The organism is Arthrobacter sp. 10T413_2 (assembly GCF_056394205.1).
This window is the reverse complement of the sequence record NZ_JBFTHK010000013.1, coordinates 34,726-49,345: the sequence shown is the minus strand read 5'-3', so window position 1 is coordinate 49,345 and position 14,620 is coordinate 34,726. Positions and strand designations below refer to the sequence as shown.

The window sequence follows — 14,620 nt, the reverse complement described above, 5'->3', positions numbered from 1 at the left end:
GGCATTTGTGGACGGCTACCGGGACGCTCCTGGCGTCGGTGACGTTCACGGGGGAAACGGACTCGGGCTGGCAGCAGGCGACGTTCTCCTCGCCGGTGCCGATCGCGGCGAACACCACGTATGTGGTGTCCTACTACGCCCCGAACGGTGCGTATTCGGCCAACAGCGGCTACTTCAGTTCCGCCGCGGACAAGGCGCCCCTGCATGGCCTCGCGTCCGGCACGGACGGATCAAACGGCGTGTACCGGTACGCCACCTCGACGGCGTTCCCCACGGACAGCTACAACAACACCAACTACTGGGTCGACGTCGTCGTCAGTCCACAGCCGTGAACGGGAAGAGTGGAACACAGAAGACAGCCGTCAAACGGTTCGCGGCCGCAGGGCTCGCCGGGTGCATGGCACTGATCACCGCGTGTTCGGGCAGCCCCGTGGGCGAACGGCGGGAAAGTGCGCCCCAACCCGCGTCAAGCGGCCCTGCTGTGTCCGTTGCCCCCAGTCCCGACGGTCCGGAACGCTTCCAGACGGTCTCGGGACTGGGGGTGAACGCTAACGTACACAGCTGGGACAACGGCCGGCTCCGGCCCGCGATCGACATGATTGCCGATCTGGGCGAGGTCAACTGGCGCGTGATCATCGACAAGGCCGACTGGGAAGCGGAAAAGGACCCGTCCGACCCCGCCACTATTGACTGGAGCCGCTACACACCCATCTACGAGCGCGGCAAAATGGCCGATCTGTGGAACACCATCGAGTACATCTCGGCCAAGCCCGGACAACAGGTCATGGTCAACGTCATGGGCGGCGTGCCGGAGTGGATGGGCGGCAACCACATCGACACGGCAGCCGAAGACCAATGGGTCCGCATGATTGCTTCCATGGTCGCCTACGGCCGGAATGTCCGGAAGCTGGACTTCACCTTGCTCAGCCCCATGAACGAGACCGACTGGAACGGGATCGAAGGGCCCCAGGTGGCGCCGGAACAATACGTGCGGCTCCTGCACAAACTTGTAGTCCGCCTGGACGGACTGGGCCTTCCCGATATGCGGCTCGTCGGACCGGACACGGCGTCCGCCGCCAGGGCCAGCTCCGAATATCTGCAGGCACTGAACGCGGATTCCTTGGTCATGTCCCGGATGGCGTATTTCGGGATCCACAGCTACGACGGAAGCTCCGGCGGCGCGGCGGAGGCACTGGCTAAGTCCTCCCATCCGGGGCTGGACTACTGGGTCACTGAATTCTCCGGGCCCTGTCCGGGCTGCGACACGGGATCACCGAACCCCGCCGACTGGTCATCCGCCGCGCAAACAGCCTCCCTGGCGATCAAGCTCCTCCAGGAGGGCGCCGCAGGACTCATGCAATATGACGCGTGGGACGGCTATTACGAGCACCACGAAAGCACCGGCTACTGGGGCCTCCTCGCCTACGACCCGGACAAGCGTACCTACAGCCCACGCAAAACCTACTACGTCCTCCGCCAACTGGTCCGCTACACGCCGCGGAATGCGGTCCGCATCGCGGCGTCCTCCAGTGACCAAAGCGTCGACGTAGTGGCCTTCCAGGACCCCGCGTCAGGACGAGTCTCGGTCTTCGGGCGGAACACGTCCGAGTCGCCGGTGAAAGTCACCGTACGCCTCGCCGGACTGGGCGGGACGATACCGCTCGCCATGTTCATCACCGATTCCGAGCGCGACATGAAGGCCGTCGACGACGTCCTGATGGCCGAAGGGACAACAAACCTGACGGCCGGACCGAACTCGGTCTTCACACTGACCGGAAGCGCAACGAAAGGATGAATGGCATGTCTGTGTCTGGTTCTCTGGGATTCAATGTGGATCACGTACTGCTGACCCGCTTCAACCTGCCTACTGCGGGCAGGGAGAGCCAGGTCCGCGCACAGGAGGGCTGGCTCAGGAGCAGGGTTGACCTCTTCGAGCGATTCTGCCTGCCGTCTGTCCGGGCCCAGACTTCCGGGGACTTCCACTGGATTGTCTATTTCGATCCCGAGAGTCCGTCATGGCTGAAGGAGAGGATCCCGCGGCTGGCCGGCGATGGCGGCTTTGTGCCGATCTTCAGGCCAAGCGTCAACCACGACGAGCTCGTGGCGGATCTGATCACGGTTGTGGGAAAACCGCGGAAGCGATTGGTAACGACAAATCTTGACAATGATGATGGACTGGCCGTGGATTTTGCCGAAAGACTTCAAATGCAGGCCAGTATCCCGACCGTCAGGACGGCGATTTACTTTTCTCGCGGCCTGATACTGACCGGGAAAGACCTCTACTCACTAATAGACCGCCGAAATGCGTTTTGTTCAGTGGCCGAATCTTGGGAGGAGCCTGTCACCTGCTGGGCGGACTGGCACAATCTCCTCGGAAAAAGCATGCCGGTCCGGGAAATTGCTGGATCCCCGGCCTGGTTGCAGGTAGTTCACGGAGGAAATGTGAGCAATCGGGTTCGCGGAAGAATGGTTTCATCCCTGGTTCATTTAAAAAGATTTCCGGTTATTCCACCCGATACGGGCTATCCTTCTGACAGAGCACTGCGCTGGGAAAACTTAGTGGTAGCTCCCGCTCGATATCTGGGCGAACGTGGCAGATCGACAGTTAAATGGCTCATGATAACGGTCTTGGGCAAGGATGGTCTCAGCAGGGTCAAGGAAGTGCTGTCTGCCGGAAAGGCTAGCACTGTGAGGGGGAAAGCAGATGCAACTGAAGGAACTTATTAAGAGCCTCGCAAGACGCTGGTACGTAGTGCTGGCCGGCCTCGCCCTGACTGCAGGGGTGTGTGCTGTGGTCTACGAGAAGGTTCCTGCCACATATGAAGCCAGCGGCAGCCTCGTGCTCATGCCTCCGTCCGCGACGGTGGGGACCACCGGTAACCCTTACCTCTACCTCGTCGGGATGTCGCAGGCACTTGACGTCCTGACACGACGGGCCAATGCGGCAGAGGTGCGCGGGCCCATCCTGGAGAATTTTCCAGCCATGACCTACAGCGTCGACGCCGACCGGTCCACCAGCGGGGCAGTCGTTGTTGTCAAGGTCTCCAGCCCTAGTCCCAGCGAGACGATGGGCGGGCTGAAGGCCGCTTTGGCGACAGTGCCGACCACACTCAAAGCCATGCAGGACGAACTGTCCGTCCCGGATTTCTCGAGGATCAACCTCAGGACCATCGTCGTGGCTCCCGAGTCCACCATGGAGAACAAGGCTCAGCTGCAGCTCATCATCGTCACCGCAGGAGCTGGAGTCGTAGGCACTGTGCTGTTGGCCAGAATGTTGGACGGGCTGCTGCTTGCCAGGCGAATGACGCGTGGAAGCCTGGAACGTCCGGGCCCTGGAAGTTCGGCCGAAACGCCGGATCCGGCCCCGGGGCGAAAGCAGCGGCGGCCGCGACGGTCGAAGTCACCGGAATCCCGGCCGCTCCCCCCGGACACCGGGGATGAGGGGTCCGCGGAACCAGCCCATAAGGCCAACGTTCGCGCCACGATCCCATGACCATGGCGCAGCTGCTCTCCCTGCTGATACGACGCTGGTACGTCGTCGCAGCAGGGGTTGCCTGCACGTGGCTCGTCTGCACGGCGCTCATGCTCACTCCCCGCGTCTATGCGGCGCAGATGGATGTCGTTTTTGTCGTGCCAGGCGGGGTGGCGTCGTCGAGAACGGACGATGCGTTTGCTGAACCCCTGATCAATTTCACCAGCGTGGTGGCAGTAAGGGTCAACGCGGTAAGACCCTCCGTGAAGCTTTCTTCGCCGACGGCCGAGCTGTATGGACTCGGTGTCCGGGAAGGAGTTTCCGTCACGATGGCTGATGCTGGTGGACAGTGGGAACGCATTTTCAACGCGCCCGTCATCCGAATCCAGGCGGTCGATTCAAGCCCCGAACGCGTGACTTCTGCCCTGGATGAAGTCGTTGCCGACATATCTTCGGCATCGACCGCTATTCAAGACGAAAGCGGGGTCGGGCAAAGCGTAAGGATAGGCATAGAGACCGTGCCACTGCGGCCGGAGGTCTTCGCGTACTCCCGCACACGGACGAGTGAAGCCAAAGCCGCCGCCGCCGCTTGGGTATTGGGCCTGAGTCTCACAGTATCCGCAGCGGCCCTCTCTGACAGATGGGCGCGAACACGTCGCCGCTCGGAAAGGACGAGGCACCGTGCCACCAAAACTACGGCGCAGTCTGCGACCACAGCCTGAGATTTTCCAGGTGAAGCGTCCCGGATGGGACGCTACATCATTCCTGACGGTTTACCTCCTGCTTGTCTGCGCCCTCCCCTCATACCTGACTATTCCGGTGTTGGGATCAGCAGGCCGGCCCTCCACGCTCTGGGGCCTGGTGGGCCTTCTCTGGTGGGTGTGGAACAGAGTGGGTGTGGTCGTTCCATATAAGGGAGGTTCCCGAGTTATACGGACGGCCTTGCTGGTGTTCGTCGGATGTGTTCTGGCCAGCTATGCCTATGCAAACTTCCGTGGTCTGCCCGGTGCAGAATCGAGTCCGGCCGACAGTGGGATGCTGCGGCTGGCGGGATGGGTCGGCATTGCCCTCATAGCCGCCGACGGGATTGAGACGCGGGAACGCCTGCAAACTCTTCTCGGGCGCATCGTGCTTGCGGGCACCCTGATGGCCTCGTTGGGACTCGCCCAGTTCTGGACAGGGCAATCGCTCATTGACTGGATCTCACTGCCTGGGTTTGCTGTGGATTCCTCCCTTTCCGGCGTCGAGGGCCGAGGCGGGTTCATCCGGCCCCAAGGTATGGCGGCCCACCCGCTGGAATATGGGGTAGTGCTATGCATGACATTGCCGATTGCGATCTCTTTGGCCATCACCGAAACCCGGCGCGCCATGTTCCTTCGCTGGCTTCCGGCGGCGGTGATCATGTTCGCCTCCATGCTTTCGGTTTCCCGCTCGGCGCTTCTTGGCGTTCTCGCCGGCATTCTGGTTCTTTCACCCCGCTGGTCGCCGCAAGTCCGCCTGTATGCAGTTTTTGCGGCAGCCGGCTTGGGGACCATCATGTATGCGGCTGTCCCCGGCATGGCGGGAACGCTGAAGGGAATGTTCCTTGGCGTCGCCGATGATTCCAGCACTGCTTCGAGAACGAATTCTTATGCCGCCGCTTTTGAAATAGCGCAGCGAAGCCCGTTCTTGGGCCGCGGATTCAGCACATTCCTGCCGCAGTATTTGATTCTTGATAATCAGTTTTTGGGTTTGCTGATCGAGGTCGGCGTGCTGGGTCTTGGAGCGTTCCTCGTTCTTGTGGTGATGTCAATCATCATTCCGTGGACTGCTACGCGCCGATCCACGGATGCCAGCCTCCGCCAGTCAGGCGCGGCGGTCTCCGCGTCCGTGGCGGCCATTGCCCTGACGTTCGCATTCTTCGACGGTCTGGGCTTCCCCATGTCAGCAGGGCTGCTGTTCATGATGTTCGGGGTATCAGCTTCAATGGTGCGATCGGCGCGGTAATATCGGACGTCCTGGACGCGGGGGCCATGCCCACCAAGCCCGCAGCTACCGTGTCGGCGCAATGCCCGAATAAGTGAAAGGCCCACGCGAAGGGCTACGCGGCGTTGCGGGTCCGCAGCAAGCCGAGAAGCAGGTCTGCGTGCCGCGCACTTACTCGGTCATAGGTAAAGGCCTCGGCGTCCACTGCGACCCGTCGTCCGAGGGTTTGCCGCAGCCGGTGGTCTGCAGCCAGCCGGCGCAGGGCCGCTGCCAGGCTGGCGGCATCGCCGGCCGGGACGATGAGCCCGTTGCGTTCGTGCTCGATGAGACGGGCCGCCCCCATCGGCGTTACCACTAAGGCCAACCCGAATCCGCCGGCCTCCAGCGTGACCTGCGGTCCCCCCTCCTCGTGGGTCGGCATGACGAACACGTCGCACGTCGCGTAAAAGGACCCCACGTCGTCCGTGAAGGGGACGTGGACTACCGACCCCCGGCCGACGGCGGCATCGAGGAGGTCGCGTATAGAGGGTTCGGCGTCACCGACGACGAACAGCTCACCGGGAGCCCCGGAGAGTTCCCAGGCCTCCAAGAGTTCGGGGACCCCCTTGCGCAGCCCGGCTCGCCCGACGAAGAGGAACCTGAGCGGCCGGGAGTCGTGGACGCGGCGGGTGCCATCCACGCGCCCGAAGCGCTCTGGCGACCAGCCGAAGCTCGTCGGCACGATCCGGTCCGCGGGGATCCCGATCTCGAGGAGCGACTGCGCCGTGAGAGCGTTCGGGGCAAGCACGTGGTCGTACATCGCGAGCTCGGTCATCTCGAGGGCAACGGCCTGCCGGGAGATGCCGTGCCCGGGCTCGAGCCCGCGCCCGGCATAGGCGCCGTCGAGGAGGCGCTTGGCCATGGCCTGGCCCGAGTTGATCATTTGCCGCACCACGAGGAAACCGCGTTCCTTGGCGGCCGCCACGTGCTCGAGCGAGATCCCCGGCCACGCGTAGACTACGGTGGCCGAGGGGTCGGCCCGCCGCAACTCCCGGCGGTAAGCGCGGTCGAGGGCGGCATCGCTCATCGGTTCGATCAGCCGCCACGGCAGCCGGGACGCCGGGTAGAGGATGCTTTCCACCACGTGCACGCCCGGAGCCATTGACCGGGTGGCGCGCGGGAGCACCACGGTGGGCGGGAGTCCCTGCCCGGGGAACCGGCTGACCATCAACGCGCAGGTCTGGGCCCAGCCGCGACCGTTGTAGGGCATCGAGCAGTGCACGATGCAGCCGAACCCGGAGTCCAACGCCGGCATCTTATTACGCTGCAAGGCTCAGCTCCGGCTCATTCTCTTGGCGAACGTCGCCCGCCAAAGCTCGGTGACCCGGGCCGGTTTTCGCGCAAAGCGCCAAAGAATATGGGCCGTGCCCTTGGACGTTTCCGCGACCAAGTCGATGAAACTGTCATTGAAGTCGAGACCGCAGTTAAAGAAGCGGGCAATACGATGCCCGGGGACCCGGAGTCCGACAATTTCGTTGAGAACATTCCCCCCATGGATGACCTGGAGCCACATGGGATGGGCGGTACGAATATTCCGCACTGGGCCGCGTTCATCGACACGGTAATGGTGTTCTACGAACACTGTCTCCGGCGCGGCCGTTCCTGCCGCTTCGACGAGGGACAGGAAAGGATTCTTGGTGTAAGGGCGCAAATATGCCCTTCCGTCGGCGTACTGGGCGCCGTTTACGAGGTTGATGAATTCAAAGTCCTGACGCTGGAAGCAGTTCTGGATCGTTTGAACGAAGTCCCGCGCGACGGCGTCGTCGTTGTCCACCCTGGTGGTCAGGATGTACGGGGCATCCGTTCGGGCCGCCACGGCTTCCGAAACGGTCTCCGACGTAAATGCTCCGGCGACGTAAACTGTTTCGAATCTTCCCCCGGCATCTTTTTCGATTTCGTGACGGAACCACTGTGGGCTTTGATCATCTACGAAGACCAGCCACAGAAACTGTACGGACGACTGATCGGCCAACGCGGGCAAACAGTACTGGCGGAAAAGCCGCAACCGCTCGCGGAGCCACTCATCAGTCGGTTCGGACGCATGGTAGAAAGAGCGCACGTTGAAGCGGGTAAGGACGAAATGCGACGCTTCGCCGCCGGCTATTTTGGGCGCTGTAGTGACATCACCGTTCACGTTGTTCACCTGCTCCTATTGGTTTTGAATGCGGCGAACCGGAGCCGTAGCAGGCGCGTTCGAGTTCGCCCGCGACAACATGCTGTGCTGGTTCCCACCCGGAGCGCACACTCGCCGCGATCATCGCCAGTCGGTGTGCCGACGGCGGTTCCTCCACCGCGCTACACAGGGCGGCAGCGAGGCCGGCGGGTGTCGGGTTGGCCCAGCTCACGTGCGAATTGCCGAGGCCCATCCGAGCCAGGGGCGAATCATTGACTACCGGGGTCATGCCGGCCGCGAGCATTTCCTCCGGAACAAGGGAAACGTTAGTGAAGGAGAGTGCGAGTCCGGCAGCGGACTGGTTGTAAAGCCTGTTGAGATCGGATGGCGAGAGCCTCCCTGCATGGATATGGGGTACATCCCAGTTCTCCGGGCGGTCCCCGTAACTCGTGATCAACTGCTCGGGATGCCTGGAGTGAAATTCCTCGAGCGCCAACTTGGCAAGAAGGAATCCTCGCCGGTCCACGTCCGGGCGCGCAAAGAAAACGACTCCAGTGCGTGGACCGGTATTCTCAAGGCGATACACGCCGGTATCGCAGCCAAAGGGGGCGACGACGGATGCCGCTCCGGTTTCGTCGCTGATCAGGTGCTGGACCATGTGTCCGACGGCGATGTGCCGGAAGCCGAACCTGTAGGTGTCCTCGGCCAACGCGTAGAGACTCCCGCGCGGATAGAAGTAGGGCTCGAAGTCTTGCACGAAGTAGAACCTGTGCTGCGCGGTCGTCCCCCTTGTGGCCAGTACGTGGGCTGTCTCCCACGAGCTGGCCACGGTCACGTCATATCCCTCGATTGCGGAAGGTACGTAGCGAACGTCTGCGCGGAGCCAGGGCCAATGCTTGCGTATCACGGCGGTGTGATACTCCAGTTCGGCTCCATGGCGGTTGTAGAGCAGCAGGGTGCAGGTGTGGCCCCGCCGTTCCAGCTCCTGCACCATGCGGAAGAGCGTCGTATGGCCTCCGCTCCCAGGCCCGGGAGGCGTGCATAGCCAAGCAATCCGGAGGGGTTCCTTAGGCGGGAGCGATTGAGGGGTCGGCAGCTGCAAGCCCGTCGAGTCGGCGATATCGGCATACAGCAGCGGGAAATCCAGCTCTGAGGTCCGGAACGTCGTCGAGATCTTCCTGGCCGTGCGTTTCGCAAGCCGCTGGGCAACGTCCCTGGCGCCATTGGCTCGCAACCGGGCACCCAAGCGTTGAATCGAAGTCCATTGCCGCTGCACGTTAGAACACCCCGTTCCTGTGCCATTTGCGCCAATTCACGGTGGTGCGGATGCGGGCCCTGACGCGGCGAAGGAAAGGCAGCATGCTGGCGCCCCCAGCGGGCGCGGGGCTTTTGATCCTTCGGGACAGTGTCTCCCACACGGCCGATCCCTCGATCTCGGGATCTACATCTTTCGCGAACGCGCGGTACGCCGCGAACAGGGCCGGATCGGGGAGGCCTCGATCGAGTTCCAAGCCCGCCGTGTAGAGTGCCTCGTTGACCAGCGCCGCCCGGGCTTCGCGAAAGAGCCCATCGGCCCCGGGTATCTCCCCGGCTACACCCCCGAAGAGGGTTTCGAAGACCTCATACCGCTCGCGAAGATCCAGGCAGCCGTCCACTTCCTTGGCAGACATGCTGTTCGGATGGTCCCGGTGCCAGGCCTGGTCTGCCCCGTGGATGTAGGCAATGTCCGCGAAGGCGGAAATGCGAAACCACAACTCCATATCCGGTGTATGGCGTAGCGGCGCCTGATACCCGATGCGTTCAACAACGGAACGGCGCATGAGCACCTCCGGCGAGGTGATGACGTTCTGCGCGGAGCGGCACCGGCCCCTCAGCCAGTCCTGTCCGGGCCAGACGGTCCACGCCGACGCCTGGTTGCGGGACTCCGGCAGGCTCTCGGTGGAAAAGTGGATCGGGTGACCGTAGACGAGTCCGACGGACGGGTACGCCCGGGCCAGTTGCGTTGCACGGGCAAGGGACCCGGGAGTGAGCAGATCGTCCGCGTCGAGCCGCACCAGGAACTCTCCCGTCGCTGTTTCGGCTCCGTCATTGAATGTCGCCACCATCCCCTTGTTGCTGGCGTGCGCCAGCACAGAGACGTTCGGGTTCGCTGCTGCGAGGTCTTTGGCGACTGACAGGCTGGAGTCGGTGGAGGCATCGTCGACGATGATCACGTCGACTTCAACTTCCTCCTGGGCAAGGCAGCTGTGCACGGCTTGGGGAAGGAAATTCGCGTAGTTGTAGCAAGGAACCACTACCGTCACAGTTGCCGGTGGCTCCGGTACGACCCGGGGCTTGACCCGGATCCGTCGATCAACGCTTTGCACCGTATTCTCCATTTTTCTCACTTCTCCAAGGACGTACGCAGTTGCTCCGCGACGAATTCCTGCTGGGACGCCGTGATTCCCGGGTAGAGGGGAAGGGACAGTATTTGCTGTGAGTGCTTCTCTGCCTCGGGAAAGGATCCCCGACGGTGACCCAGGAACCCATAGGCCGGCAGCAGATGGATAGGGAGGGGATAGTGGACCCCGGCTCCAACACCGCTTGCGTTCAGCCGGGCGACAATACGGTCGCGGTCGCGCCCTGGGACACGGACGACGTACAGGTGGAACACGTGTTCGTTGCCCGGCGCCGTCGCCGGCAGCACGACGTCGCCAAGACCTTCCAGAAGCGTGGCGTATAGTCCCGCAGCCTCCGCCCGCTGCTGGTTCCATTGATCCAGGAGTGCGAGCTTGGCAGACAGGACCACCGCCTGAAGGGTATCCATCCGCGAGTTGAAGCCGATGTCGCCATGTTCATAGCGGGTTGTCCCGCCGTGGTTGCGAAGCCTGCGGAGTTGATCGGCAATTGCGGCCGAACTCGTCATGACGGCTCCGGCATCCCCGTATGCTCCGAGATTCTTTCCCGGATAGAAGCTGGTGGCTGCGACGTCGCCCAACGTTCCTGCGCGGGCGCCGAAGCGCTGTGCGCCCTGGGCTTGGGCCATGTCTTCAACGAGAGTCACGTCCGCGTTCGTTGCAACGCGAAGCAATTCCATGGGAGCCGCCTGGCCGAACAAGTGAACGCCTATGACAGCTTTGGTCCGCGGTGTCAGCTTTTCCGCGACGCTCCCGGGGTCCACCAGGAAATCGGCGTCGCAGTCCGCCAGGACAAGTTTGGCGCCCGCACGCATGACGGCGCCGGCCGTGGCAACGAACGTATTGGCCGGCACAATCACCTCATCTCCGGGCCCGACGCCCGTCGCCCGAAGCGCGAGCTCGATGGCGTCGGTCCCGTTTCCCACGCCGACGGCGAACTGCGTGCCGCAGTAACTTGCCCAGGCCTCTTCGAACTCCCCGACCTGGGGTCCGAGGACGAAGCTGCTTTCCGCGATGACCCGGTTGAAGCCCTCACGAATCGTGTCGTCGATCTGCCGCTGCTGTTGGGCCAAGTCGACCAGTGGCACGCGATGAGTAGTCATGATGTTCCTTTTCAGCTCGTCGATGCTGGAGTTTCCGATGCTTCTTCGCCGCGGTCCGGCGTTTCGGTGTCTGTTACCCACCGCGCCGCGGCACGGACTTGCCTGCTGAACCACCGGGCCAGCAGCAGAATGTAGACACCTGCGCCGGCGGCGCCCCCGGCAAGCAGTTGGGCCAGCGGCGTCGGCAGGAGGGAAATCGTGAACATTGCGGCCGCGGCCGCCGGGACGGCCGCGGCCAGGGGCGGCCAGAGCCGTGAGACCACGGCCCGTAGGTCTGCCCCGCTGCGGCTCAGGGACACGGCGTAGGCCGGACACACCACAAGAACGGCGGTTGCCAGGTGGGCTGCGGCCACTCCGGCCGTCCCGTCCAGGCTGATGCCGAGCAGGACGGCAGGTATGAGGCCGGCAATCCAGGCAACCTGAACGAACAGCGTGACCCGGGCTGCTCCCCGCGCGAGGAGATACGAAGCTGAGAGGTCGAAGAGCGTCCGCAGCGCCCCGAAAATTCCGAGCCAGCCCAGGATCAGCGACGCGGGCAGCCATTTGGGCCCGTAGACGAGTTCGACCACAGGTCCGGCCAACACCGCCAACATGAGTCCGGCCAGCAAGGAGACGGCCCACACCGGGCCAAGCATCGCCGCGAAGCTCGTATCCGACCGTCCCCGTGCCAGCCTGGCGAACGCCGGAATCGAAACGGAACGAACCACCTGGCCGAGCGCGCTCATCGGCCAGTTCGAGATATTGAACGCCAGGAAATAGAACCCGAGCGCTACGGGCCCGGCAAGTCGTGAAATGGCGACGGTGTCAACGTTCAACAGCGCCCAGGACAACATGTTGGCACCCGCCACAGGCAGACCGTAGTCCAGAACCCCAGGGGCCACGTGCCGGTCAAAACCGAATCGCGGGCGCTCCCCGGACAGGACAAATTGAAGGACCACCGAAACCGCCTGGGAGCAGAGCCGGGCAATGGCAAGGCCCATGACCCCCCACCCGGCAAGCACGAGCGCGATAGTCAGAGAGGTCCCAACAACAAATTCAACGCACGAGATGACAAACAGCTTCTTCTGGGCGAATTGCCGTTGCAGGGCCGCATACGGCACCACACCGAGGCTGGCGAACAACAGGGAGAGAGACATGACCGCGATGACGGGTCCGGCGTCGTGGCTGCCCAGAAGATCCGCCAGCCCCTGGGCCGACGCCGCCATCGTCACCGTCAGCACGGTTCCGGAGACCGCAGCAAGGGTAGCGACGGTAGGCGCCTTACGGGCCGGATCCTCCGAGCGGACGAGGTCGGCGCTCATTCCGAGATCGGCCAGTGATATCAACACCGCCTGAACGCTTAGGGCCACGGCAAAAACCCCGAATTGAGCAGGCGCCAGGAGCCACGCAAGGACAATGCCCACAGCGAAACTGCTCAGGCGGAGGACGAGGCTGTTGACGCTGCTCCAGGCGAGTCCGTGACCGATGCGCTGCCTGAGTCCGGGGGATGCGGTTGCCGTCATACGCCAAATCGCCTCCAGCGGCGCCACCGCAAGGACCAGCGCCAGCTATCCACCTTGCCGGAGAGCCGGCGCTGATAGACAGGCATGCGGCCGTTCTTGCGGGTGCGGTATGCCTTCCACGGCGCGGTGCCCGTAACGCTGGCGTCTGTCTTTACGGCGAACTCAGCCAGGTCCTTTTCGATACTTGCGTTTATGCCGCCCCTGTCGAGAGCCTGGTTGGCAGCGCGGACTGCTTCAACTGCCAGGGCACGCCGGGCCATGCGGAGGAGCCCGGGGTGCCGGTTCAGAGCGGAGCCCGGTACACTGGCAAGATCCTCGAAAACGTGCCGTCGGGCCTGGATGTCCGCGAGTCCGCCTCCGAAATCCGTCAGGTGCATGTTCGTTCCATGGACCCGGTAGAAGGCTTGGACGCTTCCGTTGGTTCGTCCGACTGAACCGAGATCGGCCGCTCGCAGCCAGAGCTCCATGTCCGCCGCGTGCGGCATGTCTGGCCGGTAGCCGCCGAGACGTTCCATGATGGAACGGCGCAACACCGCCTCTGGATTAACGATGATGTTGGACCCTCGCCGGGACATGATCCGGATCCACTCTTCGCCCGTCCAGACCGACCACGACGGCCTTGTCTCGGGGGTAGGAGGCACCGTGTCGTGAAATTCCTGGGCATAGCCGTAGACCAGCCCGACTTCGGGATGGGCTTCCATCAGGGCGGTGGACCGCGCCAGTGATCCTGGCGCCAGCAAGTCGTCCGCCGACAGCAGGACGACATACTCGCCTTGGACCCGCGACAGGCCGTCGTTGTAGCTCGCAATATGCCCCTGGTTTTGACTGTGCAAAACCACGCTGATTCGCTCGTCTCCGGCGGCAAGCTCCCGCGCAATCTGGGGACTGCCGTCGGTGGAGGCGTCATCGACAATGATGATGTCCAAATCAACGCCGCCTTGGCTCATGACGGATGCCACAGCCTCTGGCAGGTAGCGGGCGTAGTTATAACAGGGGATGACAACCGAAACCAACGGGCGTCGCGTGAGCTTCTTCGGTCGTTCGGGATTTCCGAACCCAAGCCGGATTGACGCGCGGTTCACAGCTGGCCCGCCGCTCCGTTGCGGCCCGCGTGGTCGACCGGTTGTGCCGGGACACCCACCCACGTTTCGCCGTCGGGGACATCGCTCAGGACTGCGGCACCCATGCCGACCGTCGCGTACGCGCCGATCGACGTCCGTTCCCGAACACTGGAATTCATGCCGAGGTGGGCGGCACGGCCTATCCGGACCCCTCCGCCAAGAGTGGTCCCGGCGGCAAACGTCGCGAAGTCCGCCACGACGTCGTCGTGCGTGAACGTGACCCCGGGCATGGCCACCACGTGCGCACCCAAGGTCACAGAGGCGGTCAGTGTTACGTTCTGCAGCAGGATGCTGCCCCGCCCGATCCGGCACCCTTCGGGCATTCGGACCGATGGGTCCAGCACCGTGGCGTAGCGGTTGCGGCCAATGCCGAGGGCACTCAGCCGTTCAACTACGGCCTCGCGGGGTCGGCCGGCATCCAGACAGACCAGAAAGAAAGCGTGCGTGTAGTGGACCGAGTCATCGATGGTTCCCAGGACTGGCGCTCCGTCCACGTCGGTCCCGGCCAGCTCGTCGTCGTCAAGGAAACCAACGACGTCGTAGCGTCCGCCGCTGCGAACGGTCGCCAGCACCTCACGGCCCAGGCCGGTGGCGGCGATCAGCAGGAGCTCACTCACCTGGTCACACCCGCCCGCTGCTTAGGACGCCGGCGCGGGGATGCGGAGCCTGCGCGGTGGACACGGTCGTGAAGTTGGCTGGCAGCATCCGGACGCGGGTTCCGTCAGCTCCGGACGCCGCCAGCTCCTGTTCGCGGGTCCGTTGTGCAGCAACGGACCCGGCAATCCGGCCGGTAGGGGCCGGATTGAATCTGAGATGGGCGGCTGCGGCCCGTGCAAAGCGGCGTTCCGCGCCGGAAACCGGTCGATTTCCGCCGGGTTGCCTGTCCCGACGCGCCGCTGTCCAAACCGC

Annotated in this window: 14 protein-coding genes; 6 read left to right on the top strand and 8 right to left on the bottom strand. The window is 63.5% G+C overall.

From position 1 onward, the window contains the following. From AC1DBQ_RS04295 to AC1DBQ_RS04270, 6 genes are all read left to right on the top strand, one after another. Positions 1-332: DUF4082 domain-containing protein (locus AC1DBQ_RS04295; protein ID WP_476927317.1), on the top strand; the 332-nt coding region annotated here is incomplete at its 5' end. 209 nt (positions 333-541) lie between these two features. Further along, the gene (locus AC1DBQ_RS04290) at positions 542-1,795 is read left to right on the top strand and encodes a glycosyl hydrolase (RefSeq protein WP_476927316.1); all 1,254 of its coding nucleotides are present in this window, start codon (positions 542-544) and stop codon (positions 1,793-1,795) included. Between the two features lie 5 nt (positions 1,796-1,800). Beyond that, positions 1,801-2,727, top strand: coding sequence for a glycosyltransferase (locus AC1DBQ_RS04285; RefSeq protein WP_476927315.1), 927 nt, complete (start codon positions 1,801-1,803; stop codon positions 2,725-2,727). Beyond that, positions 2,705-3,493, top strand: a complete 789-nt coding sequence (locus AC1DBQ_RS04280; protein ID WP_476927314.1) for a hypothetical protein — start codon at positions 2,705-2,707, stop codon at positions 3,491-3,493. Before AC1DBQ_RS04285 ends, AC1DBQ_RS04280 begins: the two co-directional genes overlap by 23 nt. Further along, positions 3,490-4,194 (top strand): hypothetical protein, encoded by a 705-nt coding sequence (locus AC1DBQ_RS04275; RefSeq protein WP_476927313.1) that lies wholly within the window; start codon positions 3,490-3,492, stop codon positions 4,192-4,194. The genes AC1DBQ_RS04280 and AC1DBQ_RS04275 overlap by 4 nt, the downstream gene beginning before the upstream one ends. Positions 4,195-4,420: 226 nt before the next feature. Next, positions 4,421-5,458, top strand: a complete 1,038-nt coding sequence (locus tag AC1DBQ_RS04270; protein ID WP_476927321.1) for an O-antigen ligase family protein — start codon at positions 4,421-4,423, stop codon at positions 5,456-5,458. Positions 5,459-5,552: 94 nt separating this feature from the next. Here AC1DBQ_RS04270 and AC1DBQ_RS04265 read toward each other — a convergent pair whose 3' ends face one another. The 8 genes from AC1DBQ_RS04265 to AC1DBQ_RS04230 form a co-directional block, all read right to left on the bottom strand. After that, entirely contained in the window at positions 5,553-6,746 is a 1,194-nt protein-coding gene (locus AC1DBQ_RS04265) for a glycosyltransferase family 4 protein (RefSeq protein ID WP_476927312.1), read from the bottom strand. A 3-nt stretch (positions 6,747-6,749) separates the two neighbouring features. Further along, entirely contained in the window at positions 6,750-7,619 is an 870-nt protein-coding gene (locus tag AC1DBQ_RS04260; protein ID WP_476927311.1) for a glycosyltransferase, read from the bottom strand. Beyond that, on the bottom strand, positions 7,600-8,583 hold the full coding sequence (locus AC1DBQ_RS04255) for a rhamnosyltransferase WsaF family glycosyltransferase (RefSeq protein ID WP_476927310.1): 984 nt from the start codon (positions 8,581-8,583) through the stop codon (positions 7,600-7,602). The genes AC1DBQ_RS04260 and AC1DBQ_RS04255 overlap by 20 nt, the downstream gene beginning before the upstream one ends. 283 nt (positions 8,584-8,866) lie before the next feature. Next, positions 8,867-9,955 carry a glycosyltransferase family 2 protein gene (locus AC1DBQ_RS04250; protein WP_476927309.1) on the bottom strand — a complete coding sequence of 363 codons (1,089 nt, stop codon included), beginning with the start codon at positions 9,953-9,955 and terminating at the stop codon, positions 8,867-8,869. Positions 9,956-9,972: 17 nt separating this feature from the next. Next, positions 9,973-11,088, bottom strand: coding sequence for a DegT/DnrJ/EryC1/StrS family aminotransferase (locus AC1DBQ_RS04245; RefSeq protein WP_476927308.1), 1,116 nt, complete (start codon positions 11,086-11,088; stop codon positions 9,973-9,975). 11 nt (positions 11,089-11,099) lie between these two features. Further along, on the bottom strand, positions 11,100-12,590 hold the full coding sequence (locus tag AC1DBQ_RS04240) for a lipopolysaccharide biosynthesis protein (protein ID WP_476927307.1): 1,491 nt from the start codon (positions 12,588-12,590) through the stop codon (positions 11,100-11,102). Then, the gene (locus tag AC1DBQ_RS04235; RefSeq protein WP_476927306.1) at positions 12,587-13,672 is read right to left on the bottom strand and encodes a glycosyltransferase family 2 protein; all 1,086 of its coding nucleotides are present in this window, start codon (positions 13,670-13,672) and stop codon (positions 12,587-12,589) included. Before AC1DBQ_RS04235 ends, AC1DBQ_RS04240 begins: the two co-directional genes overlap by 4 nt. After that, positions 13,669-14,328 (bottom strand): NeuD/PglB/VioB family sugar acetyltransferase, encoded by a 660-nt coding sequence (locus AC1DBQ_RS04230; RefSeq protein ID WP_476927305.1) that lies wholly within the window; start codon positions 14,326-14,328, stop codon positions 13,669-13,671. Before AC1DBQ_RS04230 ends, AC1DBQ_RS04235 begins: the two co-directional genes overlap by 4 nt. Positions 14,329-14,620: the final 292 nt, after the last annotated feature.